The following is a 25099-nucleotide window of genomic DNA, read 5'->3' on the forward strand; positions in this document are numbered from 1 at the left end:
GCGCGAGCGGCCCCGGGTCCTTTCGCTCCCCTGCCACCAACTTAGGATGCGGCCGTGTCAGAGCCACCGGGCGGCGACCCCGCCCTCGCCGTCGAGCTGACCGGGATCACCAAGCGGTTTCCCGGCGTCGTCGCCAACTCCGATGTGAACATCGCCGTCCGCGCGGGCACGGTGCACGCGCTGGTCGGGGAGAACGGGGCGGGCAAGTCCACGCTCATGAAGATCCTCTACGGGATGCAGCGCCCGGACGAGGGCACCATCGCCGTGAACGGGTCCACTGTGGACTTCCACACCCCCGCGGACGCGATCAAAGCGGGGATCGGCATGGTGCACCAGCACTTCATGCTCGCCGACAACCTGACCGTGCTGGAGAACGTCGTCCTCGGCGACGAGCCGCGCGCGGGCCTCGGCCTGGACTTCGCCGCGGCGCGCAGGCGGATCAGGGAGATCTCCGACTCCTACGGCCTCGGCGTCGAACCCGACCGGCTGGTCGACGAGCTCGGCGTCGGCGAGCGCCAGCGGGTGGAGATCCTCAAGGTCCTCTACCGCGGCGCGCGCATCCTGATCCTGGACGAGCCGACCGCCGTGCTGGTCCCGCAGGAAGTGGACGAGCTCTTCGGCAACCTGCGCGACCTCAAGGCCGAGGGCCTGACGATCCTGTTCATCTCCCACAAGCTCGACGAGGTGCTCTCCGTCGCCGACGACATCACCGTCATGCGCCGCGGCACCACCGTGGCCAGCGTCTCGCCCCAGGAGACCACCGCGCGCAACCTCGCCGAGCTGATGGTGGGCAGCGCGCTGCCGGTGCCGGAGCTGCGCGAGTCCACGGTGACCGACCGCCCGGTGCTGACGGTGCGCGACCTGACGCTGACCGGCGCGGACGGCCGCAAGGTGCTCGAAGGCATCTCCTTCACCATCCACGCCGGTGAGGTGCTGGGCATCGCGGGCGTGGAGGGCAACGGGCAGGCCGAGCTGGTCGAGAGCCTGATGGGCATTCGCAGGCCGGACCGCGGAACCGTGCACCTGGCCGACGCCGACATCACCGGCGCGCCCACCAAGGCCCGGCGCGCGGCGGGCATGGGCTACATCCCCGAGGACCGCCACCGCCAGGGCGTGCTGCTGGAGGCCACCCTCTGGGAGAACCGCGTCCTCGGCCACCAGGGCAGCAAGCCCAACGCCCGCGGCCCGCTGCTGGACCGCCGCGGCGCCCGCGCCGACACCGAGCGCATCGTCGCCGAGTACGACGTGCGCACGCCGGGCATCGACGTGCACGCCTCGGCCCTGTCCGGCGGCAACCAGCAGAAGCTGATCGTCGGGCGGGAGATGTCGGGCAACCCCGTCGTGCTCATCGCCTCGCACCCCACGCGCGGGGTGGACGTCGGCGCGCAGGCCGCGATCTGGGACCACATCCGCCGCGCCCGCGCCGAGCACCTGGCCGTGCTGCTCATCTCCGCCGACCTCGACGAGCTGATCGGCATGTCCGACACCCTGGCCGTGATCCTGCGCGGCCGCCTCGTCGCCGACTACGACCCCGCGACCGTCACCCCCCAGGACCTGGGCTCGGCGATGACCGGCGCCGGGAGGGATGCCGAATGAGGACCCTGTCCGCGCGGTCGGTCCTGCTGGGACTGGCCGCCCCGCTCGGGGCACTGCTGTTCTCGGTGCTCGTGTGCGCGGTGATCCTGGTGGTGTCCGGGCACTCGCCGGTGACCACTGTGGACTCGATGGTGGCCGCGGCGCAGCGCCCGCGCACCTCGATCAACTCGATCAACAGCGCGATGCAGTACTACCTCGCCGCGGTCGCGGTGGCCGTCGGCTTCCGGATGAAGCTGTTCAACATCGGCGTCGACGGGCAGTACCGGCTGGCGGCGATGCTGTCCGCGGCGCTGGCCGGGGCGGCGTTCATGGAGTCGCTGCCCTCGGTCGTGCGGGTGGCCATGACCATCGTCGCGGCCATGCTGGTCGGCGCGGTCTGGGCCGGGATCGCCGCGTTCCTGAAGGTGACCCGCGGCGTCAGCGAGGTGATCTCCACGATCATGCTCAACGCCATCGCCACCTACCTGGTGTCCTACCTGCTCAACCCGGCGCGGCTGGCCCAGGACGTGCCCGGCTCCAACAACATCGGCACCGTGCCGATCACCGAGGGCGGGCAGGTGCCCGGCATCGAGATCCCCGGGTCCACCTCGGCGCTGTTCGGGCTGGTGTTCCTGGCCGCGGCCGTCGGCGTGGGCTACTGGTTCCTGTTCTCCCGCACCCGCCTCGGGTTCGAGATCAAGGCGACCGGGCTCAGCGAGTCCGCCGCCGTGGCCAGCGGGGTCAGCGTCAAGAAGATGGTGCTGGTCTCGATGCTGATGTCCGGGGCGGTGGCGGGCCTGATCGGGATGCCGCAGCTGCTGGGCTCCTCGCACGCGTACTCGCTGGACTTCCCGCCGGGCATCGGGTTCATCGGCATCGCGGTCGCGCTGCTCGGCCGCAACCACCCCATCGGCATGGCGTTCGCCGCGCTGCTGTGGGGGTTCCTGGACAACTCCTCGACCTCGCTGGACGTCTCCGGCGTGCCGCGCGAGATCGTGCTGATCATGCAGGGCGTCGTCGTGCTGTCCGTCGTCGTGGCCTACGAGCTGGTCCGCCGCTACCGCGTCCGCGCCGAGCAACGCGACGTCGGCAAGGCGCTGGGCACGACCAAGGTGGGGGTGTCGGCATGAGCGGGGGACTGAACGTGGACGTGCGGACCGCGCCGCAGGCGAAGCGGTCCAAGCGCTCGGCGATGACCGTGGCCCTGATCGCGCTGGGCGCGCTGCTGGTGCTCTCCGCGGTCCGGGTGATCACCGGGGCGGGCGACCTGACCTCGACCGGCAGCGTGCAGGCCGCGCTGACCGCGGCCGTGCCGATCGCGATGGCCGCGCTGGCGGGCATGTGGGCCGAGCGCGCGGGCGTGATCAACATCGGTCTTGAGGGCATGATGGTGCTGGGCACCTTCGGCGCCGGGTACGCGGGCTACCAGTGGGGTCCGTGGGCGGGCGTGGTGTTCGGCCTGCTGCTGGGCGTGCTCGGCGGCGCGCTGCACGCGGTGGCCACGGTGACCTTCGGCGTCGACCACATCATCTCCGGTGTCGCGATCAACCTGCTGGCCCCGGGCGCGGCGCTGTTCCTGTCCAAGCAGTTCTTCTCCGACGCCCCCGGCGGCGGGCAGAAGCAGTCCCCCCGGATCGAGGACGCCGAGAAGGTGTCCATCCCCGGCCTGCCGGACCTGCTGGGCTCCATCGAGGCCAAGGGCTGGTTCTTCGTCTCCGACCTGGCGGGCATCCTGCGCGGGCTGACCACGCAGGTGTCGCTGCTGACGATCCTGGCCGTGCTGCTGATCGTCGGCTCGGGCTACGTGCTGTGGAAGACGCCGTTCGGGCTGCGGCTGCGCTCGTGCGGCGAGGCGCCGATCGCGGGGGAGTCCCTCGGGGTCAACATCTACAAGTACAAGTACATCGCGGTCGTCGCCTCCGGGGCCTTCGCCGGGCTCGGCGGGGCGATCCTGGCGGTCACCTCGGGGCAGTTCCGCGACGGGCAGACCGGTGGGCGCGGCTTCATCGGCCTGGCCGCGATGATCTTCGGCAACTGGCGGCCCGGCGGGCTGGCCACCGGCGCCGGGCTGTTCGGCTACACCGACGCGCTGGCCCTGCGCGGCTCGCTCGCCGTGCACGCCTTGTTGCTGCTGCTGGCGATCGCGCTGGTGGCGGTCGCGGTGTGGCAGTACCGGCTGGGCGCGCCCGTGCTCTCCGGTGTCTCCGCGGTGATCGGGGTGCTGTTCGGCTGGTGGTACTTCAGCAGCGACGGCATCCCGCCGGAGCTGGTCGGGGCCGCGCCGTACGTGGTGACGATCCTGGTGCTGGCGCTGGCCTCGCAGCGGTTGCGCGCGCCGCGCGCCATCGGCGAGGTCTACCGGCGGGGGCAGGGCAAGTGACCGACTGGGACGCGCTGCGCGCCGCGGCCGTCTCGGCCGCCGCGCTGGCCTACTGCCCGTACTCCGGGCTCCAGGTCGGCGCGGCGGCCCTGGTAGACGACGGGCGAGTGGTGACCGGGTGCAACGTCGAGAACGCCTCCTACGGCGTCGGGCTGTGCGCCGAGTGCGCGCTGGCCGGTCAGCTGCGGCTGACCGGCGGCGGCAGGCTGGTCGCGCTGGCGTGCCGCAGCGGCACGGGCGAGCTGCTCATGCCGTGCGGGCGCTGCCGCCAAGTGATCTACGAGCTGGGCGGTCCCGACTGCCTGGTCGACACCCCGTCCGGCCCGCTGCCGATGTCGCGAGTCCTGCCTGATGCGTTCGGTCCCGAACAGCTACCGTGACCGCCGTGCACACCGCTGTAGACATCATCCGCGCCAAGCGCGACGGCGCTCGCCTGACCGACGAGCAGATCGACTGGGTCATCGACGGCTACACCCGGGGCGCCGTCGCCGAGGAGCAGATGTCGGCGCTGGCCATGGCGGTCTACCTCAACGGGATGAGCGCGGCCGAGACCGCCCGCTGGACCGCGGCGATGATCGCCTCGGGGGAGACGCTGGACCTGCGGGTCGACCGGCCCACTGTGGACAAGCACTCCACCGGCGGTGTCGGCGACAAGATCACGCTGCCGCTGGCGCCGCTGGTGGCCGCGTGCGGGGCGGCGGTGCCGCAGCTCTCCGGGCGGGGCCTCGGGCACACCGGCGGGACCCTGGACAAGCTGGAGGCCATCCCCGGCTGGCGCGCCCGACTGTCCACTTCGGAGATCATGGCGCAGCTGGACTCCGTCGGCGCGGTGGTGTGCGCGGCGACGGAGGGCCTGGCCCCGGCCGACCGCAAGCTGTACGCGCTGCGCGACGTCACCGGGACGGTGGAGTCCATCCCGCTGATCGCCAGCTCGATCATGAGCAAGAAGATCGCCGAGGGCGCCGACGCGCTGGTGCTGGACGTCAAGTGCGGGTCCGGGGCGTTCATGAAGACGCGCGCGGACGCCTCCGCGCTGGCCTCGGCCCTGGTGGACATCGGCGTGGCGCACGGGTTGAAGGTCTCCGCGCTGATCACGGACATGTCGGTCCCGCTGGGACGGGCGGTCGGCAACGCCGTGGAGATCGCCGAATCGGTGGAGGTCCTGCGCGGCGGCGGCCCGGCCGACGTGGTCGAGCTGACGGTGGCGCTGGCCCGCGAGATGCTGGCCCTGGCCGGCCTGTCCGATGTGGACCCGGCCGCGGTGCTCGCCTCGGGCGAGGCGTACGCGGTGTGGGAGCGCATGATCCGCGCCCAGGGCGGCGACCCGGACGCTCCGTTGCCCTCGGCGTCGCACGTGCACACCGTGACCGCGTCCGCCGACGGCGTGCTGGCCTCCCTGGACGCCTACGCGGTCGGTGTCGCCGCCTGGCGCCTGGGCGCCGGGCGGGCCCGCAAGGAGGACCCGGTGCAGGCCGCCGCGGGCGTCATCTGCCTGGCCAAGCCCGGCGACGCCGTGCGCGCGGGCGAGCCCGTCCTGGAGCTGCGCACCGACACCCCGGACGCCGTCGCGGGCGCCTTGGCGGCCCTGGAAGGCGCCTTTCGGATCGCCGACTCGGCGCCGTCACCCGGCCCGCTGGTGCTGGAAACCGTGCGCGGCTGACGCCGAACACCGTTATTCGGTCGATGCCCGCGCCTGGGTGAAGTGCTCGATGCCGTCGAGGATGCGCTCGAGGCCGAAGGTGAAGTCGGCGTCGGGCTCCTCGTCCTCGTCGGTGAAGACGCCCGCGCTGATCAGCTTGGACAGCTCGGGGTAGCTCGCCGGGCGGACCAGGCGGGCCAGGAGACCGCCGTAGTGGACCATCATGGCGGTGGAGTCGTCGTTGTGGGCGGCGAGGTCGGCGTCCAGCGTGGCGGCGTTGCGGACGTAGCCGCTGAGCAGCAGGACCACGGACAGCTTCTCGCCGGGCGTCAGGTTGGTGTCCACCATGGCGCGCAGGCCCGATTCCAGCCACAGCAACTGGTTCGGGGTCGCGGGCGGGCCGGTGATCGGGACCTGCAGAACCCACGGGTGGGCGCGCAGCATGGCCAGGTACGTCCACGCCCACTCGGCCAGGCCGGTGCGCCAGTGGTCGGTGGCGATGACGGGGGGCTCGCCGCCCGCGCCCTCGATCATCAGGACGATCAGCTCGTCCTTGGACTCGACGTAGCGGTAGAGGGACATGGGCTTGGTGCCCAGCTCGGCGGCGATCCGGCTCATCGACAGGGCGGCCAGCCCCTCGGCGTCGGCCAGGGCGACCGCCGCGGCGACGATGCCCGCCCGGGTCAGGCCGGGCTTGGGGCCGCGGCTGGGCCGCTCCCGCAGGCCCCACGCCGCGGCGAGGTAGCCGGGCAGTTCGCTCTCACTCATATGGACCGCAGTCTAGTCGCGGGTTGACTCCCCGCCGCTTCACTGCGTATAACCTACGCGGTAGTGCGTAGGCGATACGCAGTTAGAGGGGGTTCGTCATGAACGTTCGCGCCGGACGGCGGGAGTGGGCCGGGTTGGCCGTCCTGGTCCTGCCGTGTCTGCTGATTTCCATGGACATCAGTGTCCTGTTCTTCGCCCTGCCCTTCATCAGCGCCGACCTGGGGCCCAGTGGCACCGAGCAGCTGTGGATCATGGACGCCTACGGCTTCACGCTGGCGGGCGCGCTGATCACGATGGGCGCGGTGGGGGACCGCATCGGGCGGCGCAGGCTGCTGTTCGTCGGGGCGGCGGCCTTCAGCGCCGCCTCGGTCGCCGCGGCGTACGCGCCGACGGCGGAGCTGCTGATCGTCTCCCGCGGCCTGCTGGGGCTGGCGGGCGCGACGCTGATGCCGTCCACCCTGTCGCTGATCCGCACCCTGTTCCCCGACGACGCCCAGCGCAAGACCGCCATCGCGGCCTGGACCGGCGGCGTGACCGCCGGGGCGTTCCTCGGCCCGATCGTCGGCGGGCTGCTGCTGGAGTTCTTCTGGTGGGGCTCGGCGTTCCTGATCAACCTGCCCGCGATGGCGCTGCTGCTGGTGCTCGGCCCGATCCTGCTGCCGGAGTCGGTGTCGCCGCCCTCGGGCCGCTTCGACTACCCCGGCGCGGTGCTCTCGGCGGCCGCCGTCCTCGGCGCGGTGTACGGGATGAAGAAGCTCGCGGTGGAGGGGGTCGAGGCGCTGCCCGCCGCGGCGCTGGTCGCCGGGCTGGCGCTGGGGGTGGTGTTCGTCCGCAGGCAGCGGCGCGTCGAGCACCCGCTGCTGGACCTGACGCTGTTCCGGGACCGCACGTTCGGCGCGTCCGTCGGGATCAACGTGGTGGCGATGTTCTGCTTCATCGGGATCACCCTGTTCACCAACCAGTACATCCAGCTGGTGCTGGGGATGCGGCCGTTCGAGGCGGCGCTGTGGTCGCTGGCGGTGGTGCCGGTCATCGGGGTCGCCATGACGGTCTCGGCGGTCCTGGCGCAGAAGGTCCGCGTCGCGCCGCTGGTGGCCGCCGGGCTCGTCGTGCTGGCCTCGGGCTTCGTGGTCGTGTCCTTTGTGGAGGTATCGTCGTCGCTGCTGGTCGTGCTCATCGGCTCCGGCCTGGTGGGCGCGGGTGTCCTGGCGACGACGATGCTGACCGGCGACCGCATCCTCACCTCCGCGCCGCCGGAGCGGGCGGGCGCGGCCTCGGCGATCGCGGAGACGGGCACCGAGCTGGGCGCCGCGCTGGGCATGGCCGTGCTGGGCACGGTCGGCGCGGCGGTGTACTACCGGCAGATGGCCGACGCCGTCACCGGCCTGCCCGCCGAAGCGGCCGATGCCGCGCGGGACACGCTGGGCGGCGCCACGGCGGTCGCCGGGACCCTGCCCGACGGCGGCCCGCTGCTCGCCGCTGCCCGCGAGGCGTTCACCGACGGGCTCACGACGACCGCGCTCGCCGGGGCGGCCCTGGTCCTGCTCCTCGTGGTGCCCGCGTACCGAGCGCTGCGCGGAGTGCCCGCGCCGGTCAAGACAAAGGAACCGGCACAGCCCTGAGCGCCGGTCAGAACCGGAAACGGTGCTGCTCTGGGTGCCGGGTCAGAACGAAGGAACGGCGCTGACCTGAGTGCCCGCGCTGGACGGGACGGCGGGACTCGCACTGCTCTGGGTGCTGGTCTCGCCGTGCCGCCCGCCGTGTGGCCATCGCCGTCGTGGTGCGCGAGAGGGGCGCGTTCCCGTGGGAACGCGCCCCTCTCGGCAGTGCGGCTGTGTCAGGCGGCTGTGTTACGCGCCAGCGGCGATGTCGTTGCTGTCCTCGGACTCGTCCTCGCGCTTGTCGATGGCCTTGGTGGGCTTGCTGCCGTTGGTGCGGCGGCGCGGGCTCTGGCGGGGGAGGGTGGTCGGCGGGGGCGGGGCGGACTGGCCGCCGCCCATCATCAGCTCGGCGAAGGTGGCCATCGCCTCGTCCAGGTGCCCGCCGATCTCGCGGACCGACTGCTCGTTGCTCCTGCGCACCAGCGACTCCACCGACGTCGAGTCCGGCTGCTTGTGCAGCGTGGCGTCGACCTTGCTGAACTCCTGGCGGATCGTGCCGCTCAGCTCGCCGATCTTGCCGGTGAAGCCGTCCTCCACCGCGTCGATGCGGGTGGCCATCTCGTCCAGGCGGCTGGTGACCCGCTCGAGGCGCTGGGCGAGGGACTCCAGCCGGTCGCTGGCGTCGACGGTCTCCTGGGTCTCCCGCAGCGCCTCGCGCAGGGCGTTGGTGGCCTGGTCCAGCTTGCCGTGCACGGCGTCGCGGCTCTCGCCGAGCGAGGAGCCCAGCGAGGCGCGGGTGTCCTCCAGCGCGGCGGCGGCGGTGTCGAGCTTGGCGTGCAGGGTGTCGTTGGCCTCGCCGACGCGGGCCTCGACCGACGTGGTCGCCTCGGTCAGCTTGGTCTGCGCGTCGGACACCCGGCCGGTGACGGCGTCGGTGCCTGCGGCGACCTTGCCGCTCACCGCGTCGCCGGTCTCGGTGACCAGGCGGGCCAGGGCGTCCTTGGTGCCGTCGAGGTGCTCGTGCACGCCCTCGTCGACCTCGTCGAGCCGACCGCGCAGCGCGGTCTCCATGATGTCCACGCGCTCGCGCACCGGGCCGTGGACGGCGCTGGGCAGCTGCTCCAGCCTGCCGTCCTGCTTGTCCAGGTGGTGGTCGAGCTCGTCGATGCGGCGGTGGATGTTGGAGAGCTTGTCCTCCAGGCCGTCCATCCGCCCCGCGACGCCCTCGAAGCGGCCCGCGACGCCGTCCAGGCGGCCGTCGAGCTGGGCGAACGGGGTCGCCAGCTTGTCGACGATGCTCTCGACGGCCCTGCCGATCGAGGCGATGGCCGCGTCCTGGGCCTCCAGCTTGCGCAGCGCGGCGTCCAGGCGCTCGGCCAGCACCGTGGTCTCCGAGCGGTCGGGCATCTCCGACAGCCGCTTGCGCACAGCCCCGATCGACTCCAGGGGCGACAGCCGCGCGTGGATCTCGTCCAGTGCGTCGAAGATCTGCTGCTGTTCGCTCTCACGGATCTCGGCCGCGCGCGTGAGCATATTGCGCATCCGGTCGAACGACACCGTGTGGTTGTTTTCGTTCACGGAGGTGACCTTCGTCCTGGGGAGGGGATGTGGAGACGAGAGGCAGCCTAACCACTGGGGGAAGTCGTCCCTACACCACCCGTTGTGGTTGCCGGGTTCGTGACACGCTTAGTTGAGCCGTTCGGCGCATCATTCCCGACGCTTGCGTCCACCTTACGTGATCAGGCTGCTACCCGATCGGGTAACGCCCAGCGGTGAGTACCGTGTTGACATGTCGACCCCGCTCACCGCGGACACGATCCGCCAAGCTCCCAAAGTCCTGCTGCACGACCACCTCGACGGGGGCCTGCGGCCCGCGACCGTCCTGGAACTGGCCGACGCCTGCGGCTACCGTGACCTGCCCCATGATGACGCCACCCGCCTCGGCCAGTGGTTCCGCGACTCGGCCGACTCCGGCTCGCTGGAGCGCTACCTGGAGGGCTTCGCCCATACCTGCGGGGTGATGCAGGACGAGTCCGCCCTGGTCAGGGTGGCCGCCGAGTGCGTGGAGGACCTCGCGGCCGACGGGGTCGTCTACGCCGAGGTCCGCTACGCGCCGGAGTTGTTCACCGCCAACGGCCTGGGCCTCGACCGGATCGTGGAGGCCGTCCAGGAGGGCTTCCGGGAGGGCGAGCGCCGGGTCGCGGCGGCGGGCAGGCGCATCAGGGTCGGGACGCTGCTGTGCGCGATGCGCCAGAACGCCCGCTCGCTGGAGATCGCCGAGCTGGCCGTGCGCTACCGCGACGCGGGCGTGGTCGGCTTCGACATCGCCGGGCCGGAGGCGGGCTTCCCGCCCACCCGCAACCTCGACGCCTTCGAGTACCTGCGCCAGCAGAACGCGCACTTCACCATCCACGCCGGTGAGGCGTTCGGCCTGCCGTCGATCTGGGAGGCCCTGCAGCACTGCGGCGCCGAGCGCCTGGGCCACGGCGTGCGGATCGTCGACGACATCAAGGTCGACGCCGACGGGACGGTGCACCTGGGCAGGCTGGCGAGCTACGTCCGCGACCGCCGCATCCCGCTGGAGATGTGCCCCACGTCCAACATTCAGACGGGCGCGGCGACCACGATCAAAGACCACCCGATCGGACTACTCGCCCGGCTGCGTTTCCGGGTGACGGTCAACACCGACAACCGCTTGATGAGCGGGTGCACGGTCTCCAGCGAGATGGCCGCGCTCGTCGACGCGTTCGGCTACGACTGGGCGGATCTCCAGTGGTTCACGGTGAACGCGATGAAGTCGTCCTTCATCGATTTCGCGGACCGGCTGGAGATCATCAACACCGTCGTCAAGCCCGGCTACGCCGCGCTGATGGCCCAGAACTGATGGGCCAGGGCTGATGACCCAGGGCTAGCGGGTCTGGAGCCGGTCCTCGAAGTTCTGCACCAGCTTCGCCCACGCCGCGGACTCCGCGTCGAAGGGCGGGCTGGGGGCCAGCCGGGTCGGGTCGGGGGCGAGGATGAACGAGACCAGCCAGCCCAGGCTCTCGGACTGGTTGAGCGCGGTGGCGACGCTGTCGTCCTCGGCCCACTCGGCGGCGTCGGAGAGCAGTTCGACGGCGAGGTCGAGCTGGACGGGGTCGACGGCGTCCATGCCCTCGGCGAGGTCTTCGGCCAGGCCCTGCAGGACGTAGGTGTTGTCCTCGTCGACGGTCACGTCGAGGCTGCCGTCGGTGGCCTTGGCCGCGACCTCGTCCCAGGTGGAGACCTCGGCGAGGTCGTTGTCGGCGAAGTCGCCGACCGCGAGGTACTTGGCGAGCTTGTTGGCCGAGGTGGTGACGTCGATCCGGCCCTCGGAGCCGAGGAAGATCGGCTTGTCGTCGAGGTAGCAGCGCAGGGTGTAGTACTCCGAGCCGTCGGAGATGATCTTGATGGGGTCGATGCCGACCTCGGCCCAGAAGCCGACCGGGGCGTCGTCGGCGGCCTCGGCCTCCTCGTCGGTGGTCTCGGCGTCGCCTTCCTCGTCGTCGTCCTCCTTGGCCGCCGCGGCCTCGGCCTCGGCCTGCAGGACGGCCAGCTCGCCCGCGGCCTTGTCCAGCTCGGGGCCGGTGACCTCGGGGACGGTGACCACGGAGTCCAGCGCGTCGAGCAGGTCGTCCCACTTGTCCACGACGGTCTTGGCCAGGTCGTTCCACAGCCGCTCGCCCTCGCGGCCGGTGAACGGGTAGGTGCCCTGGTCGAGCACGGCGAACCCGTCGGCGGAGTCGAGGATCTCGTGCACCTCGTCGAGCTCGCAGACGTCGGCCAGCGAGCGGACGATGGAAACGATCTCGGCCAGTTCGCCGATGGTCCAGGTGTCGGGCTCCTCGGCCACCAGCTCCGGCACGCCGACCAGGTCGTACTGGTGGGCCTCGGCGGGCATCAGCTCGGCCACGGTCAGGGCGGGCACGTGGTTCCACGCCGGGTGGTCGATGAGGTCGTGGTCCTCGGCGGTGCGCACGAAGGCGGCGAGGTGGGCGGGGTCGGGGAAGGCGTAGAGGTCCTCCTCGTGGCCGAGGAAGGCTTCCCACTCCTCACCACCCTCCCGCCAGCGCGGCGCCCACAGGGTGACGAGGTCGCCCTGTGGCAACCCCAGCTCAATGGGGACGATGTCCTGAGCCATGGGAGGTCCTCCTGGTCGAGCAGCCGGGTGCGTCGGCAGCCTACGGGGTAAGGATCACACGGACGAACGTAGGGACCCACCGAGTTCTTTGGGGGTCCATCACCTGTCCGAGCGCAGGAACGACACGTCGAAGGACAGCGGGTCCTCCGGGTCGAACTCGTCGGTGCGCGGATCGGGCTCCCGCCTGCCAGGACGCTGCTGCTGGTGCTGCTGGGCCATCCGCTCGTCGCGGCGGCGCTGGAACTCCTCGGCGGTGATGCCGGGGCGGGCCTCGCGGCGGGCCGGGGCGGCGTGGCCGGAGACCAGCTCCATGGCGTAGGTCAGGTTGTCGCCGAGCAGCGGGGCCAGCCGGTTGTAGCCCGCCTGCGTGGCGTCGTCCATCGCGGCGTGGGCGACGTGGACGATCACGCGGCCCAGGTCGGCGCCCCAGCGGACGGCGTCCTGGCGCAGCCACAGGTCCAGGAGCCTGCCGCGGCCGTCGACGGTGACGCGGACGGTCTGGTACTCGTCGTGGGCGGTGCCGCGGACTTCTTCCAGGATTTTCTCGACGCCTGCCAACGCCTCCTGGCGGGCGCGGCCGTCGTCGATGAGCTGCTGGGTGGTGCGCTCCACCGGGACGCGCTCGTTCATCGGGCGAGGGGGTTGTCGTAGTCGGCGTCGTCGTCCTCGACGGGCTCGTAGCCCAGGGACGTGAGGTGCTTCTCGCCCCCCGGCCCGAGGACGGGCGCGAGGGCGGCGTACATCGCCCCGCCCGCGCGGCGGGTGGCGTGGGCGGCGACGGCCATGACCTGGGCGGCCACCGCGTCGGCGCCCAGCCGCAGCGCGCGCGGGGTGATCACGATGTCGGTGGGCAGCCCGCCGGGCCGGACCTCGACCGACACGGACCCGTCGCCGTTGGCGGCCCGGCCGCTGACCGGCCCGAGCCGATCGGTCTGCTCCCGCGCCTCGGCCCTGGTCCGCTCGACCTTGCGCGCCACGGAGTCCAGCTCGTGGTCGATGTCGATTTCCACGTCCCCACCTTACGGCCGAGATCAGCCCGTCGGGCGGTAGAAGCCGACGAAGGGCATGCCGGAGTTGGTCGTGCGCAGCGGGCCCACCTGGACGGGGTCGCCCGCCTCGACGATCTGGCCGTTGCCGATGTACATGGCCACGTGGCCCTCCCAGCAGACCAGGTCGCCGGGCAGGAGCTGGTCGGCGGAGGGGACCTCGGCGCCGATGTCCTGCTCGCGGGAGGTCCTAGGGATCTCCAGGCCGCCCTCGCCGTAGGCGAACTGGGTCAGGCCGGAGCAGTCCAGGCCGACCCCGGGCGAGGTCCCGCCCCACACGTACGGCACGCCCAGCTGGGACAGGGCGGCCCGGACGGCGCGGGCGGCGGTCTCGTTGGGGGCCTCGACGGAGCTGCCGTCGGGGAGGTTGACCATGACGCCGGTGCCCGGCTGGGGCGGGATCGCCACCGGCAGGCGCCGCTTGGTGACCGTGCCGCCGCTGTAGCCCCCGCCACCGCCACCACCAGAGCCACCGCCACCACCACCGCCGCCTCCACCGGAGCGGTCGTTGTAGGCGGCGGGCGGCGCGGTCGTGGTCGCCGAGGACGTCGACGTCGAGCCCGAGTCGCCGGTCAGGCGGGAGACCACGGCGCCGAGCTGGTTCATGACCTGGTCGAGGTTGCGCGAGGTGTCGCCGGTCAGCTGCCCGGCGTACTTCGCCAGCTCGGCCAGCTTTCGCTGCGCCCCGGCGGAATCGCCCGCCTGGCGCAGCGCCGCGGCGGCGGAGAGCAGCTCGGCGGCGCGGCGGTTGAACTCGTCGATCTGGTCCTGGTTGACCTTCTGGCCGACCTTGAGGACCTCCCCGGCCTCGCGCACCGCGGCCCGCACGTCGGCGCTGTAGGTCGACAGCGCGCGGCTGGAGGTCGCCTGGCTCGCGACGTCGTCCTGGTGGCGCACGGCGCCTTGACCCGTCCACCCCGAGCGCAGCGAGGACGCGTGCCGGTCGGCGTCATGCCCGACGGTGTCCACAGTGGAGGCGATGGTGCCGTGCCCCGTGCCCACCCTGTCGATGGCGGTGTCGTCGGTGGCCAGGTGGCGCTGGGCGGTCGCGGCGGGCTGGATCATCGGCTCCAGCAGGTCGCGGGCGGTCACGTCGGCTCACCGGCGGCGCGGCGCAGGTTGCGGGCCTCGTCGTCCTCGACGCCCTCGAAGTTGGTCCACGTGTTGGCCACGGCCGCCGCGGTGCCGCCGTAGCTGTCGGCCAGGCCGCGCACGCCCCGCACCTGGCGCTGCCCGGCCGCGCGCAGCGCCGCGGACAGGCCGACCTCGTCGCCGATCTTGGAGAACGCCCCGTCGGCGAAGTCCAGGTCCCCGCCCGCGGCCCCCCGCAGCTGCTCGGCCAGTGGCCGCATCCCGGCGGTGTAGGCGTGGAAGGACTCCGCCTCCCCGCGGTACCCCCCGACGTCCGACTCGCTCATCAGCGACTCCCCTCTAGTCGGGCGTTGGACGCACGCCCGGCCGCGCTGGCTCCCTTCGATTACACACCCATCGGGTGCCACACGGTCTTGGTTTCGAGGAATGCCCGCAGCCGGGTCATGCCCGGCTCGGCGGCCCAGTCGGGCTCGGCCGCGCGCAGCACGCGCTTGACCGTGCCCGCCGCCGCCTGCTCCAGGTCGGCGCGCTGCTCGGGCGCGACGCCCACCAGGTCCAGGGCGTTGACGTCGGCGTGCGCGGCCAGCCAGGGGGCCAGTTCCGCGGTGTGGCCGGTGAGCAGGTTGACGACCCCGCCGGGCACGTCGGAGGTGGCCAGCACCTCGCCGAGGGTGATCGCGGGCAGCGGCCGGTCCTGGCTGGTCAGCACCACGGCCGCGCACCCGGTGGCCAGCACCGGCGCCAGCACGCTGACCAGGCCCAGCAGCGAGGACTTCTGCGGCGCCAGCACCCCGACGACCCCGGTCGGCTCCGGCACGGAGAAGGAGAAGTACGGCCCCGCGACCGGGTTGGCCGCGCCCAGCACGGTGGTGATCTTGTCGGTCCACCCCGCGTACCAGACCCACCGGTCGATCGCGGCGTCGACCAGCGCGGCGGCGCGCTTGGCCTGCACGCCCTCACCCGCGGCGACCTCGGCGCAGAACTGCTCCCTGCGCCCCTCCATGATCTCCGCGACCCGGTAGAGCACCTGGCCCCGGTTGTACGCCGTGGCGCGCGACCACTTGCCGAACGCGCCCCGGGCGGCCACGACCGCCTCCCGGACGTCCTTGCGCGAGGCCTGCGCGGCGTTGGCCAGGAACCGCCCGCGCGCGTCGGCGACCGGGTAGGTGCGGCCGGACTCCGAGCGCGGGAACGCCCCGCCGAGGTAGAGCTTGTACGTCTTGGACACCGTCAGCCGATCAGACATCGAGGTACGCCTCCAGACCCGCGCGGCCGCCCTCGCGGCCGAAGCCCGACTCCTGGTACCCGCCGAACGGCGCGGTCGGGTCGAACCGGTTGAACGTGTTGGCCCACACCACGCCTGCGCGCAGCCGGTCGGCCATCCACAGGATGCGGGACCCCTTGTCGGTCCAGATCCCGGCGGAGAGCCCGTAGGGGGTGTTGTTGGCCTTGGCGACGGCCTCGTCGGGCGTGCGGAAGGTCAGCACCGACAGCACCGGCCCGAAGATCTCCTCCCGGGCGATCCGCATGGCCTGGCTGACCCCGGCGAACACCGTGGGGGCGAAGAAGAAGCCCTTCTCCGGCAGGGGGCACGGCGAGGTCCAGCGCTCGGCGCCCTCGGCGTCGCCGGAGGCGACCAGCTCGCGGATCTTGCCCAGCTGCTCGCCGGAGTTGATGGCGCCCACATCGGTGTTCTTGTCCAGCGGGTCGCCGACGCGCAGGGTGGAGATCCTGGTGCGCAGCTTGGCCAGCAGCTCCTCGGCCACCGACTCCTGCACCAGCAGGCGCGAGCCCGCGCAGCACACGTGGCCCTGGTTGAAGAAGATGCCGTTGACGATGCCCTCGACGGCCTGGTCGAGCGGGGCGTCGTCGAAGACCACGTTGGCCGCCTTGCCGCCCAGCTCCAGGGTCAGCTTCCTGCCCGTGCCCGCCAGCGACCGCTGGATGACCTTGCCGACCTCGGTGGACCCGGTGAACGCCACCTTGTCCACGCCCGGGTGGTTGACCAGCTCGGCGCCGACGTCGCCCGCGCCGGGCAGGATGTTGACCACGCCGGGGGGCAGCTCGGCCTGCTGGATGATCTCGGCGAGGACCAGCGCGGTGAGCGGGGTGGTCTCGGCGGGCTTGAGCACGACGGTGTTGCCGCAGGCCAGCGCGGGCGCGATCTTCCAGGAAGCCATCAGCAGCGGGAAGTTCCACGGGATGACCTGGCCCGCCACGCCCAGCGGCCGCGGGTTCGGGCCGTAGCCCGCGTAGTCGAGCTTGTCGGCCCAGCCCGCGTGGTAGAAGAAGTGCGCCGACGCGGTGGGCACGTCCACGTCGCGGGCTTCCCTGATGGGCTTGCCGTTGTCGAGGCTCTCCAGCACGGCCAGCTCGCGGGAGCGCTCGGCGATCATCCGGGCGATCCGGTAGATGTACTTGGCGCGCTCGGCGCCGGGCATCCGGCCCCAGGTCTTCTCCTGGGCGCGCCTGGCGGCCTTGACGGCCCGGTCGACGTCGTTCGGGCTCGCGGTCGAGACCTCGGCGAGGACTTCCTCGGTGGCCGGGTTGACCGACTTCAGCGGCTCGCCCTCGCCCTCGGTGAACTGTCCGTCGACGAACATCCGGTAGCTCGGCTTGAGGTTCGCGATCGCCCGCGACTCCGGCGCGGGAGCGTAGTCCCAGGTCATGGTTCTCAGTCCACCGTTACGTAGTCGGGGCCGCTGTAGTGGCCCGCGAGTTGGGTGCGGCGCTGCATCAGCAGGTCGTTGAGCAGGCTGGAGGCGCCGAAGCGGAACAGGTGCGGGACGAGCCAGGCCGGGCCCGCCACCTCGCGCACCGCCACCAGGTAGCGGATCGCGTCCTTGGTGGTGCGGATGCCGCCCGCGGGCTTGACGCCGCGGTGCTCCCCGGTGGCGTCGTGCCAGTCGTGGACGGCCTGGAGCATCACGTGGGTGACCGGCAGGGTCGCCGCCGGGCTGACCTTGCCGGTGGAGGTCTTGATGAAGTCGCCGCCCGCGAGCATGGCCAGCCAGGAGGCGCGGCGGACGTTGTCGTAGGTGGCCAGCTCGCCGGTCTCCAGGATGACCTTCAGGTGGGCGTCGCCGCAGGCCGCCTTGATCGCCTGGATCTCCTCGTAGACCTGGCCGTAGCGGCCGGAGAGGAACGCGCCCCGGTCGATCACCATGTCGATCTCGGTGGCGCCCGCGTCGACGGCCAGCTTGGTGTCGGCGAGCTTGACCGCGCGGCTGGAGCGCCCCGAGGGGAAGGCGGTGGCGACGCTGGCGATGCCGACGCCGGTGCCGTCGAGCTCCCGGACCGCGGTGGCGACCATGTCCGGGTAGACGCAGACGGCGCCGACGTGCGGCACGTCGGGGAACTCCGGGTCGGGCCTGCGGGCCTTGGCGCACAGGGAGCGCACCTTGCCCTCGGTGTCGGCGCCTTCGAGGGTGGTCAGGTCGACCATGGAGATCGCGGTGTCGATGGCCCAGCGCTTGCTGTCCTTCTTGATGCTGCGCGTGGCCAGCCCCGCCGCCCGCTGCTCGACTCCCACCTGGTCGACGCCGGGCAGCCCGTGCAGGAATCTCCGCAGCGCGGTCTCGTCACGGGTGGCGTCGGCGAACTCCGGCGGTGGGGTACCCGCGGACAGCGCTGTCTGGTCGGACATGCGCCCGAGTCTAGGCCGGTCAGTCCTCGATCTCGTCGCGGCGCTTCTTGTCCTTGCGCTTGCGGAGGGGCTTGACCTCGACGCCGCCCATCATCGCGAAGCCGGTGACCCGGACGACGGGTCCGGTGGGCCCGCCGTGGGTGGTGACCTTGTTCTCGAAACCGCCCATGAAGCCCGCGCCGGTGACGTGCACGGTGACGCCCTCGGGCACCCGGATCTCGACGCCGCCCATCAGGGCGAACGCCTGGATGACGGTCTCGCGGGACTCGAAGGTGGCCTGGGACAGGTCGATCAGCACCCCGCCCATGACGGCCACGGCGGAGAAGGTGGGCGGGATCGTCCACGGGCCCTTGCGGTCGGACCCGGACAGGATCGCGATGGCGCTGGAGGAGGTGCCGCGGCCGCCGACGCGCGGGCTGTTCACCGACGCCGGGATCAGCTGGGTGGCGGGCAGCTGCTGGTGGGCGGGCAGGTCGCGGATGACCGGCTGCAGTTCGCCGAAGGTCTTCGCGGCGTAGACCTGGTCGAGGCGTTCCTCCAGCTCACCCACGGTGAGCCTGCCCTCGGCCATCGCGTCGTGCAGAACCTTGGCGAAGCGCTCCCGGTCGGCATTGGACGCGCGCATCTCGTGCGGGCCGGGGACAGCGGGCACATCACTCACACGGGGAGAGTAGCGCGACGGGAGGGGCCACCGTCCGGGCATCGCCAAGGCACCCCGCCGCCCACCTCCGGAAACCGGTCGACGGGCTCGGCGGGCGGAGATCCGGCGCCGTGTCCCCGGCGGCTTCCGCATGTGCGTGACCATGTTCGCGGTCGCCGCCGTCCGCGACTAGATTCCCGCGTCATGGACGTGCGCACGGTCGACCACCCCTTGGCCAAGTCCCGCCTCACCGTCATGCGGGACGCGCGGACCGACAACGCCACCTTCCGCTCCGCCCTGCACGAGCTGACGGTCATGCTGGTCTACGAGGCCACCCGCGACGCCCCGCTGCGCACCGAGCGCATCCACACCCCGGTCGCGCGCACGGAGGGCCACTGGCTGGCCAACCCGCCGCTGCTGGTGCCGGTCCTGCGCGCAGGCCTGGGCATGGCCGACCAGGCCCACCGCCTGATCCCCGAGGCCCAGATGGGCTTCGTCGGCCTGGCCCGCGACGAGGAGACCCTGGCGCCGACGCCGTACATGGAGTCGCTGCCGGACTCCCTGGCCGACCGCCCGGTCTTCGTGCTGGACCCGATGCTCGCCACCGGCGGCTCAATGGCGTACACGATCCGCCTGCTGGTCGAACGCGGCGCGACAGACGTCACCGCGATCTGCGTCTTGGCCGCCCCGGAAGGCGTCAAGCACCTGGCCGAATCCGGACTGCCGGTCCGCCTGGTGACGGCGAGCATCGACGAACGCCTCAACGACTCCGGCTTCATCGTCCCGGGCCTGGGCGACGCCGGTGACCGCCAGTACGGGGCCGTTTAGCCGTACGCCGATCCGGTGAGAGCGGGAACCCCCGCGCGGGGGTTCCCGTCCTTCTCCGTGTGACATCACCTGGGGGATCTTTCAAGGCCGAGCTGGACGTGCTCGCGCCCGTGGCACACCACACCCTGCCCGCCGTGGCCGAAGCCCTGCGCGCCCAGCGCGCGGTCGTCACGGCGCACGAGGGTCTGGAGGGCCCGGGCACGTTCGGCGCGGTTTACCCGATGGAACACGCCTACGCGCGGTTCACCGACATGATCGGCACCCGCCTGTGGCTCGGCGCTGAACGCATCGACGAGACCGCCCACGTGCTCACCGAGATCATCGAGCTCTACCGGCGGGCCGACGGCCAGTGACCGCGACAGGCTGGGTGACCGACACCGAACTCGGCATGGTGGCCCACCGCCTGGGCCAGAAGATCGTGGAGATGTACGCCAAAGCCGAGATCGGCAGCGTCGGCGGCTTCGGCCCCAACCACGACGCCACCCTCGTCGAATCGGTGCTCCTCGACGCGATGGACTTCGCCACCCTGGACCCCCAGAAGATCATCGACGAATCCGAGCGCATGCGCGGCGTGCGGAGCGCCCTGGGCGAGGACCAGCAGGCGAGGGCGGACATCGACCAGGCGGCCACGTCCCTTGCCGTCAACTGGACAGGCGAGGCAGCGGACCGCTTCCACGACCAGATGAAGTTCATCGAGTACTACCTGACCGACCACGCTGAGCTGGCCGAGCGGGCGTTCCTGGCGATGGGCATGGCCTTCGCGGTCAGCGTCCGGGTCAGGCAGAACTTCCGTGAACTCGCCGAGGGCGCGATCGTCGCCTGTGACCAGGAAATGGCCGCGCAAGAGGTGCGAACGGCAGAAGCCGACATCAAGCGCTCCGCTACCGTGATCAATAGTGTTCTGGAAATGTTCAGCAACAGTCCGGCCGAACTGCTGAAGGGCGGCATTCAGGGATTGGTCAACGTGACGGCGACAGAACTTGAGATCGACCTCAAGACGTCCGGGGCCGTGCAAGTTGTCGAGGCGTACACAAGAGGTCGGGACATGCTGCGTCGTGATTTCGAGGATGCGATGCTTCAGATTGAGCAGTGGCTTGATCGGCAGATGGCAGCGATGGGTAGGGAGTCGGTCGCATTGCTGAGGCCGCTTCCGGCATCATACAGTCCTTCCAGTCCGGATTTCCGATACGAACAGTTCGCGAGCGACTATCGGCCGTCCGAGGAGTTTGGGTCAGCGGTGGAGAAACGACGGGCAGCGGAACGGGAACCTGACCCAAAAAGTATCGTGACCAGGCGATTGGGTGCGCAGTGAAGGGGCTCGTCCTTGTGGCGCTAGTCGGCCTCACGGCATGTGGAGGACCGCAGGACGACTTGCCTCTGCCCACCACCACGGAGTCCACGCCAACCACGCTGACGGCTCCTCCCACCATCAACGAATCGTTGGATGTGAAGCCATTGTTGGCAGTAGATCCGTGCGACCTTGTCGGCAGTGAAATCCGTGGTCCATTGAATGTCGATGTCGAGGGCGTCGAGTACACCAGTGATGGCCTCCATGTCTGCAGGTGGGAAGAAGACGGGATGTCCGGAATCGGTCTCGGTATCAGCGTCGAGCGTGAGAACGATCCTTTGGAGAAAAATTACGACCACCCGGAAGCCCAAGTGGTCGAGATCGACGGGTTTCCGGCGATAGCGGTGGCGGTTCAACCTGACCACGTGTGCGACATCGCTGTGAAGACGTCGCCGAACCAAGGGTTCAGCGTGATCTACGGTGCCCTTGACCAGACCCTCGATGCCTGCGGGGGCGCCCGCACGGTGGCCGAGCACCTCGCTGGGCGAGTACGTGAGAGCTGAGGGCGTGGCGAGTCCTCCTGAGTATGGGAGGTACGCACGGTCGGGACAGGGCTGGTGACCAGTGTGTCGAGGTCGTCGTACTTATTCAGAGCCATGAGGCGTGCGGGGGCGCGTACGGTGGATGGCGCTTCGCCAAGCGACCCCGGTGGGCGGGCGGCCGGATGGGCCCGATGAGGTTGTCGGCCTCACCCTGGGACGATGGGGATATCGCGGTGGTCGTAGTCTGCTGCGACCCGGCCGATCATCGTGAGGTGGAGCGCGCGTGCGCAAGTTGACGTTGTCGCAGCTTGAACGGCATTTGTTCGCTGCGGCGGACATTCTGCGGGGCAAGATGGACGCCTCGGAGTTCAAGGACTACATCTTCGGGATGCTGTTCCTCAAGCGGGTGTCCGATGAATTCGACCCAGTCCGGGAGCAGTTGATTGCTGAGCAGCTGAAAGCCGGGCGGACCAAGGGGCAGGCAGAGGTGCGCGCTAACGCCTCTGTCAGCTATGTGAACACGATCTTCGTGCCGCCCATCGCCCGATGGGCGCACCTGCATGATGAGGTCCACACCAATGTCGGTGACGCGCTGAACAAGGCCCTCGAAGCGTTAGAGGGCGCGAACGGCGAGCTGGAGGGTGTGTTCCAGCACATCAATTTCGCCGCCACCATCGGCAGCAAGCAGCGGTTGAACGACCGACAGCTACGCGACCTGATCAAGCACTTCAACAAGTACCGCTTGCGCAATGACGACTTCGAGTTTCCGGACCTGCTTGGCGCGGCATACGAGTATCTGATCGGCGAATTCGCCGACAGCGCGGGAAAGAAAGGCGGAGAATTTTACACCCCGCGATCAGTCGTGCGGATGATGGTGCGGCTGGTCGAGCCAGCCGAGGGCATGCGCGTCTACGATCCCTGCGCGGGGTCCGGCGGCATGCTGATCTTGAGCAAGGAGTACATCGAACAGCACGGTGGTGACCCGAGGAACCTGGCGCTTTACGGCCAGGAGTCGAACGGGGGCACGTGGGCGTCATGCAAGCTGAACATGCTCCTACACGGTATCAAGGACGCCAAGATCGAGCACGGCGATGTATTGGCCGAACCCGCCGAGTACGACGGCCGTTTGCGCAGTTATGATCGGGTGCTGTCAAATCCGCCGTTCTCACTGAACTATGACTTCAGCGAATTGAAGCACCCGGAGCGGTTCAAGTGGGGTTGGGCGCCGGAGGGCGGCAAGAAGGCCGACTTGATGTTCCTCCAACACATGGTCTCGGTCTTGCGGCCCAACGGCATCGCGGCGACTGTCATGCCGCACGGCGTGCTGTTCCGCGGTGGCGGTGAGCGGGACATCAGGACCAAGCTGCTGGATGACGACGTCATCGAAGCGGTGATCGGCCTCGCCCCGAACCTGTTCTACGGCACGGGGATTCCGGCCTGCGTACTGGTGATGAGGCCGCCGAACAGCAAGCTCGCCGAGCGACGCGGCAAGGTGCTGTTCATCAATGCTGACCGCGAATTTTCGGCAGGGCGAGCGCAGAACTATCTGCTGCCAGAGCACTACGAGAAGATTGTCGCCGCTTACCACAAGTTCGCCGACATTCCTGGATATGCCCGCTTGGTGACGCGGGATGAACTGCGGGAGAACGAGGACAACCTGAACATCCGCCGCTACGCGGACAACGCGCCACCGCCGGAGCCGCAGGACGTGCGCGCGCACCTGCACGGCGGGGTACCGCGCGCCGAGGTGGCCGCGAAGGCTGACCTGTTCGCCGCCCTTGGGTTCACGACGGAGCGGGTGTTCGTGGACCGGGACGCAGAGTACTTCGACTTCGCATCGGGGCTGGAGAAGTCCGACTTCAAGCGGATCGTCGCCGAACACGAGGGCGTGCTGGCGCGAGAGGCAGAGCTGCGCGCGGCGGTGGACTCGTGGTGGGCCACGCACTCGAAGCGACTGGTGGAGTTGCCGGGCGGTCGGCTGATGGATGTCCGCCGTGAGCTGCTGGACAGTTTCATCGAGGCAGTTCGCCCGGTCGGCCTACTGGACAGATTCCAGACGGCGGGTGTAATCGTGAGGTGGTGGGAGACTGTGCAGTACGACCTCCGCACGCTCGCAGCCAACAGCTTCGCGGAAGTGATCGATGGATGGATCACCTCGATCACGACGGCGCTGGAGGACAAGAACAGCAAAGTCGATCCGTTTGACCACAAGCTGGTCCCGGTGCTCGTAGGCGGGTACCTGGAGCGGATCGCAGCGGTCGAGGACCGGCGTGCAGAGCTAGATGCGCGGGTGAAGGCCGCTTCAACGAGTGGGGACGACGAGGACGAAGACGCGCAGGTCTCCCCGGATGAGCTGGCGCACTTAAAGAAAAATTTGACCGCCGCCAAACGTGAGCACAAGAAGCTTCAGGAGCGACTGCTGGTGGAGTTGGAAGCTGAGCGAGTAGCGCTGGTGAGTGAGCAGACGCTTGTGTTGAGCATCATCCGCTCTGAGATTGATGGGCAGGTGAGTGGCTACGTGAGCGCCCATCGATCAAAGGTAGTAGCGGCGCTAGCAAACTGGTGGGACAAGTACTCCGTGTCCTTGTGCGAGCTACAAGAGGCACGAGACTCGGCTGCTGCTAAACTCGCTTGCTACCTACGGGAGCTTGGCTATGAGTGAGTTGTGGACCGAAGTGGAGCTCGGCTCGATTGCTTCACTTAGTTTCGGCGCTACGCCATCTCGAAACGTGCCACACTTTTGGGCTGCCGGTGAAGATGGGCACCCATGGGCGTCTATCGCTGATCTACGCTCGGATCCGCTGGTGGAGACCAAGGAGCGAATAACTTCCGCTGGTGCCCGGGCGAGCTCGGTCTCATTGGTTAAACCGGGGACGCCGCTCATGAGTTTTAAACTCACCATCGGACGAGTGGCAACTGCAGGAAAGGAACTCTATACAAACGAGGCGATTGTCGCGATAGACGGCGATCGTCAGATCGTATCCAATGCATATCTGGCTTACGCGCTACCAACGATAGTCGTCCGCGCTGTGGTAGATATTGCAGTCAAAGGGGCGACGCTAAATAAAGATAAGTTGGCAAAACTTCGATTCCTGCTTCCCCCTCTTTCTGAGCAGAAAGAGTTTGTGGAAGTTCTCCGCTCTACGGATGAGTCGATTCGCTCAAGCAAGCGAGTAATTGAGAAGCTTGAAAAGATGTTGAATGGAGTCGCGAACGATCTGTTCAAGCCCTCGCCTGGGGAATTCTGGGACAGGCGAGTTCTAGACGATTTAATTGATTCGGCTAGGCCGATCGTGTATGGAATACTTATGCCTGGTCGCGGAGTTGAATCTGGTGTTCCCGTGGTGAAGGTTAAAGATATTACTGATGGATCTATAGCTGTGGATAATCTGCAGTTGACCTCGCGTCGGATCGATCAAGAGTATCGTAGGTCGCGACTTCGCGAGGGGGATCTGCTCTTTACCATTCGCGGTACTGTCGGCCGTCGTGCGTTCGTTCCGCACTCGCTCAACGGCGCGAACATAACACAAGACACCGCACGGATTGCCATCTCACGGGCGGACCCTCGCTACGTCTGGTACTTTTTGGACCGTCCCGAAGCGCGTCGTTTTATTGATCTGCATACTTTGGGGCAGGCAGTGCAAGGAATAAATCTTCGAGATGTCAGATCGATTCCAATTCGCCTACCTGAAATGAAGAGGCAAGCTGTTATTTCGAGCACACTCGACGGCCTTAGTCAATGTATCGACAAGGAGCGGGAGTCGTTTTCAAAATTGAGCGACGCAAAGGTCGGAATAGCTGCAACTTTGCTTAGTGGGCGAGTGAGAATGAAGGCGGTCTGAAGAAAGCTAGGCCGTCCTCGAATATGCGCCATGTTGTCATTTGGCCGCTATTC

Annotated in this window: 24 protein-coding genes; 13 read left to right on the forward strand and 11 right to left on the reverse strand. The window is 69.5% G+C overall.

Features of this window, described 5'->3' with window-relative positions; translation table 11 throughout:
• Window positions 1-54: 54 nt before the first annotated feature.
• From ACTG9Q_RS21395 to ACTG9Q_RS21415, 5 genes are read left to right on the forward strand one after another with little or no spacing between them, the layout of a single operon-like run.
• Window positions 55-1596, forward strand: coding sequence for an ABC transporter ATP-binding protein (locus ACTG9Q_RS21395; protein WP_455574613.1), 1542 nt, complete (start codon window positions 55-57; stop codon window positions 1594-1596).
• Window positions 1593-2705 (forward strand): ABC transporter permease, encoded by a 1113-nt coding sequence (locus ACTG9Q_RS21400; protein ID WP_455574614.1) that lies wholly within the window; start codon window positions 1593-1595, stop codon window positions 2703-2705. The genes ACTG9Q_RS21395 and ACTG9Q_RS21400 overlap by 4 nt, the downstream gene beginning before the upstream one ends.
• Window positions 2702-3955 carry an ABC transporter permease gene (locus ACTG9Q_RS21405; RefSeq protein ID WP_455574615.1) on the forward strand — a complete coding sequence of 418 codons (1254 nt, stop codon included), beginning with the start codon at window positions 2702-2704 and terminating at the stop codon, window positions 3953-3955. The genes ACTG9Q_RS21400 and ACTG9Q_RS21405 overlap by 4 nt, the downstream gene beginning before the upstream one ends.
• Complete coding sequence (locus tag ACTG9Q_RS21410; RefSeq protein ID WP_455574616.1) at window positions 3952-4335, forward strand: cytidine deaminase; 384 nt, start codon at window positions 3952-3954, stop codon at window positions 4333-4335. The genes ACTG9Q_RS21405 and ACTG9Q_RS21410 overlap by 4 nt, the downstream gene beginning before the upstream one ends.
• Before the next feature lie 5 nt (window positions 4336-4340).
• On the forward strand, window positions 4341-5615 hold the full coding sequence (locus ACTG9Q_RS21415; protein ID WP_455574617.1) for a thymidine phosphorylase: 1275 nt from the start codon (window positions 4341-4343) through the stop codon (window positions 5613-5615).
• 12 nt (window positions 5616-5627) lie between these two features.
• On the opposite strand, the gene ACTG9Q_RS21420 is transcribed toward ACTG9Q_RS21415, so the two are convergent.
• A complete protein-coding gene (locus tag ACTG9Q_RS21420) occupies window positions 5628-6362 on the reverse strand; it encodes a TetR/AcrR family transcriptional regulator (protein WP_455574618.1) in 735 nt (244 codons plus the stop codon).
• Window positions 6363-6532: 170 nt separating this feature from the next.
• On the opposite strand from ACTG9Q_RS21420, the gene ACTG9Q_RS21425 reads away from it, so the two are divergent.
• Entirely contained in the window at window positions 6533-7984 is a 1452-nt protein-coding gene (locus ACTG9Q_RS21425; RefSeq protein WP_455574619.1) for an MFS transporter, read from the forward strand.
• A gap of 228 nt (window positions 7985-8212) precedes the next feature.
• Here the strand turns inward: ACTG9Q_RS21425 and ACTG9Q_RS21430 are convergent, their stop codons facing one another.
• Entirely contained in the window at window positions 8213-9505 is a 1293-nt protein-coding gene (locus tag ACTG9Q_RS21430; protein WP_455574761.1) for a hypothetical protein, read from the reverse strand.
• 247 nt (window positions 9506-9752) lie between these two features.
• On the opposite strand from ACTG9Q_RS21430, the gene ACTG9Q_RS21435 reads away from it, so the two are divergent.
• Window positions 9753-10847, forward strand: coding sequence for an adenosine deaminase (locus tag ACTG9Q_RS21435; RefSeq protein ID WP_455574620.1), 1095 nt, complete (start codon window positions 9753-9755; stop codon window positions 10845-10847).
• A gap of 24 nt (window positions 10848-10871) precedes the next feature.
• Here ACTG9Q_RS21435 and ACTG9Q_RS21440 read toward each other — a convergent pair whose 3' ends face one another.
• The 9 genes from ACTG9Q_RS21440 to ACTG9Q_RS21480 all read right to left on the reverse strand — a co-directional run bounded on the left by ACTG9Q_RS21440 (window position 10872) and on the right by ACTG9Q_RS21480 (window position 18567).
• The gene (locus ACTG9Q_RS21440; protein WP_455574621.1) at window positions 10872-12122 is read right to left on the reverse strand and encodes a primosomal protein; all 1251 of its coding nucleotides are present in this window, start codon (window positions 12120-12122) and stop codon (window positions 10872-10874) included.
• Between the two features lie 99 nt (window positions 12123-12221).
• Window positions 12222-12752, reverse strand: coding sequence for a YbaB/EbfC family nucleoid-associated protein (locus ACTG9Q_RS21445; RefSeq protein ID WP_455574622.1), 531 nt, complete (start codon window positions 12750-12752; stop codon window positions 12222-12224).
• Window positions 12749-13132, reverse strand: a complete 384-nt coding sequence (locus ACTG9Q_RS21450) for a YbaB/EbfC family nucleoid-associated protein (protein ID WP_455574623.1) — start codon at window positions 13130-13132, stop codon at window positions 12749-12751. The genes ACTG9Q_RS21445 and ACTG9Q_RS21450 overlap by 4 nt, the downstream gene beginning before the upstream one ends.
• A gap of 21 nt (window positions 13133-13153) precedes the next feature.
• Window positions 13154-14260, reverse strand: a complete 1107-nt coding sequence (locus ACTG9Q_RS21455) for a bifunctional WXG100 family type VII secretion target/C40 family peptidase (RefSeq protein ID WP_455574624.1) — start codon at window positions 14258-14260, stop codon at window positions 13154-13156.
• Window positions 14257-14586, reverse strand: a complete 330-nt coding sequence (locus tag ACTG9Q_RS21460) for a hypothetical protein (protein ID WP_455574625.1) — start codon at window positions 14584-14586, stop codon at window positions 14257-14259. The genes ACTG9Q_RS21455 and ACTG9Q_RS21460 overlap by 4 nt, the downstream gene beginning before the upstream one ends.
• A gap of 59 nt (window positions 14587-14645) precedes the next feature.
• Window positions 14646-15506: an aldehyde dehydrogenase family protein gene (locus ACTG9Q_RS21465; protein WP_455574626.1), complete on the reverse strand. Its 861-nt coding sequence runs from the start codon at window positions 15504-15506 to the stop codon at window positions 14646-14648.
• Entirely contained in the window at window positions 15499-16929 is a 1431-nt protein-coding gene (locus tag ACTG9Q_RS21470; protein ID WP_455574627.1) for an aldehyde dehydrogenase family protein, read from the reverse strand. Before ACTG9Q_RS21470 ends, ACTG9Q_RS21465 begins: the two co-directional genes overlap by 8 nt.
• A 5-nt stretch (window positions 16930-16934) precedes the next feature.
• Window positions 16935-17906 carry a deoxyribose-phosphate aldolase gene (deoC, locus tag ACTG9Q_RS21475; RefSeq protein WP_455574628.1) on the reverse strand — a complete coding sequence of 324 codons (972 nt, stop codon included), beginning with the start codon at window positions 17904-17906 and terminating at the stop codon, window positions 16935-16937.
• A 19-nt stretch (window positions 17907-17925) separates the two neighbouring features.
• Window positions 17926-18567 carry a DUF1707 SHOCT-like domain-containing protein gene (locus ACTG9Q_RS21480; protein ID WP_455574629.1) on the reverse strand — a complete coding sequence of 214 codons (642 nt, stop codon included), beginning with the start codon at window positions 18565-18567 and terminating at the stop codon, window positions 17926-17928.
• A gap of 183 nt (window positions 18568-18750) precedes the next feature.
• On the opposite strand from ACTG9Q_RS21480, the gene upp reads away from it, so the two are divergent.
• The 6 genes from upp (at window position 18751) to ACTG9Q_RS21510 (ending at window position 25046) form a co-directional block, all read left to right on the forward strand.
• Window positions 18751-19374 carry a uracil phosphoribosyltransferase gene (gene upp, locus ACTG9Q_RS21485; protein ID WP_455574630.1) on the forward strand — a complete coding sequence of 208 codons (624 nt, stop codon included), beginning with the start codon at window positions 18751-18753 and terminating at the stop codon, window positions 19372-19374.
• Window positions 19375-19484: 110 nt separating this feature from the next.
• Window positions 19485-19727 (forward strand): hypothetical protein, encoded by a 243-nt coding sequence (locus ACTG9Q_RS21490; RefSeq protein ID WP_455574631.1) that lies wholly within the window; start codon window positions 19485-19487, stop codon window positions 19725-19727.
• Between the two features lie 14 nt (window positions 19728-19741).
• The gene (locus ACTG9Q_RS21495) at window positions 19742-20686 is read left to right on the forward strand and encodes a hypothetical protein (protein ID WP_455574632.1); all 945 of its coding nucleotides are present in this window, start codon (window positions 19742-19744) and stop codon (window positions 20684-20686) included.
• A gap of 14 nt (window positions 20687-20700) precedes the next feature.
• Window positions 20701-21225, forward strand: coding sequence for a DUF3558 family protein (locus ACTG9Q_RS21500; RefSeq protein ID WP_455574762.1), 525 nt, complete (start codon window positions 20701-20703; stop codon window positions 21223-21225).
• Window positions 21226-21487: 262 nt separating this feature from the next.
• Window positions 21488-23866 (forward strand): N-6 DNA methylase, encoded by a 2379-nt coding sequence (locus ACTG9Q_RS21505; RefSeq protein WP_455574633.1) that lies wholly within the window; start codon window positions 21488-21490, stop codon window positions 23864-23866.
• A complete protein-coding gene (locus ACTG9Q_RS21510) occupies window positions 23859-25046 on the forward strand; it encodes a restriction endonuclease subunit S (RefSeq protein WP_455574634.1) in 1188 nt (395 codons plus the stop codon). The genes ACTG9Q_RS21505 and ACTG9Q_RS21510 overlap by 8 nt, the downstream gene beginning before the upstream one ends.
• Window positions 25047-25099: the final 53 nt, after the last annotated feature.

The organism is Actinokineospora lacus (assembly GCF_053813445.1).

Excerpts from the sequence above, each read along its gene's own strand:
- ACTG9Q_RS21400 (WP_455574614.1), top strand. The coding sequence starts at position 1,593 with ATGAGGACCCTGTCCGCGCGGTCGGTCCTGCTGGGACTGGCCGCCCCG.
- ACTG9Q_RS21405 (WP_455574615.1), top strand. The coding sequence starts at position 2,702 with ATGAGCGGGGGACTGAACGTGGACGTGCGGACCGCGCCGCAGGCGAAG.
- ACTG9Q_RS21420 (WP_455574618.1), bottom strand. The coding sequence starts at position 6,362 with ATGAGTGAGAGCGAACTGCCCGGCTACCTCGCCGCGGCGTGGGGCCTG.
- ACTG9Q_RS21425 (WP_455574619.1), top strand. The coding sequence starts at position 6,533 with ATGGACATCAGTGTCCTGTTCTTCGCCCTGCCCTTCATCAGCGCCGAC.
- ACTG9Q_RS21430 (WP_455574761.1), bottom strand. The coding sequence starts at position 9,505 with ATGCGCAATATGCTCACGCGCGCGGCCGAGATCCGTGAGAGCGAACAG.
- ACTG9Q_RS21435 (WP_455574620.1), top strand. The coding sequence starts at position 9,753 with ATGTCGACCCCGCTCACCGCGGACACGATCCGCCAAGCTCCCAAAGTC.
- ACTG9Q_RS21440 (WP_455574621.1), bottom strand. The coding sequence starts at position 12,122 with ATGGCTCAGGACATCGTCCCCATTGAGCTGGGGTTGCCACAGGGCGAC.
- ACTG9Q_RS21445 (WP_455574622.1), bottom strand. The coding sequence starts at position 12,752 with ATGAACGAGCGCGTCCCGGTGGAGCGCACCACCCAGCAGCTCATCGAC.
- ACTG9Q_RS21460 (WP_455574625.1), bottom strand. The coding sequence starts at position 14,586 with ATGAGCGAGTCGGACGTCGGGGGGTACCGCGGGGAGGCGGAGTCCTTC.
- ACTG9Q_RS21465 (WP_455574626.1), bottom strand. The coding sequence starts at position 15,506 with ATGTCTGATCGGCTGACGGTGTCCAAGACGTACAAGCTCTACCTCGGC.
- ACTG9Q_RS21470 (WP_455574627.1), bottom strand. The coding sequence starts at position 16,929 with ATGACCTGGGACTACGCTCCCGCGCCGGAGTCGCGGGCGATCGCGAAC.
- deoC (WP_455574628.1), bottom strand. The coding sequence starts at position 17,906 with ATGTCCGACCAGACAGCGCTGTCCGCGGGTACCCCACCGCCGGAGTTC.
- upp (WP_455574630.1), top strand. The coding sequence starts at position 18,751 with ATGGACGTGCGCACGGTCGACCACCCCTTGGCCAAGTCCCGCCTCACC.
- ACTG9Q_RS21510 (WP_455574634.1), top strand. The coding sequence starts at position 23,859 with ATGAGTGAGTTGTGGACCGAAGTGGAGCTCGGCTCGATTGCTTCACTT.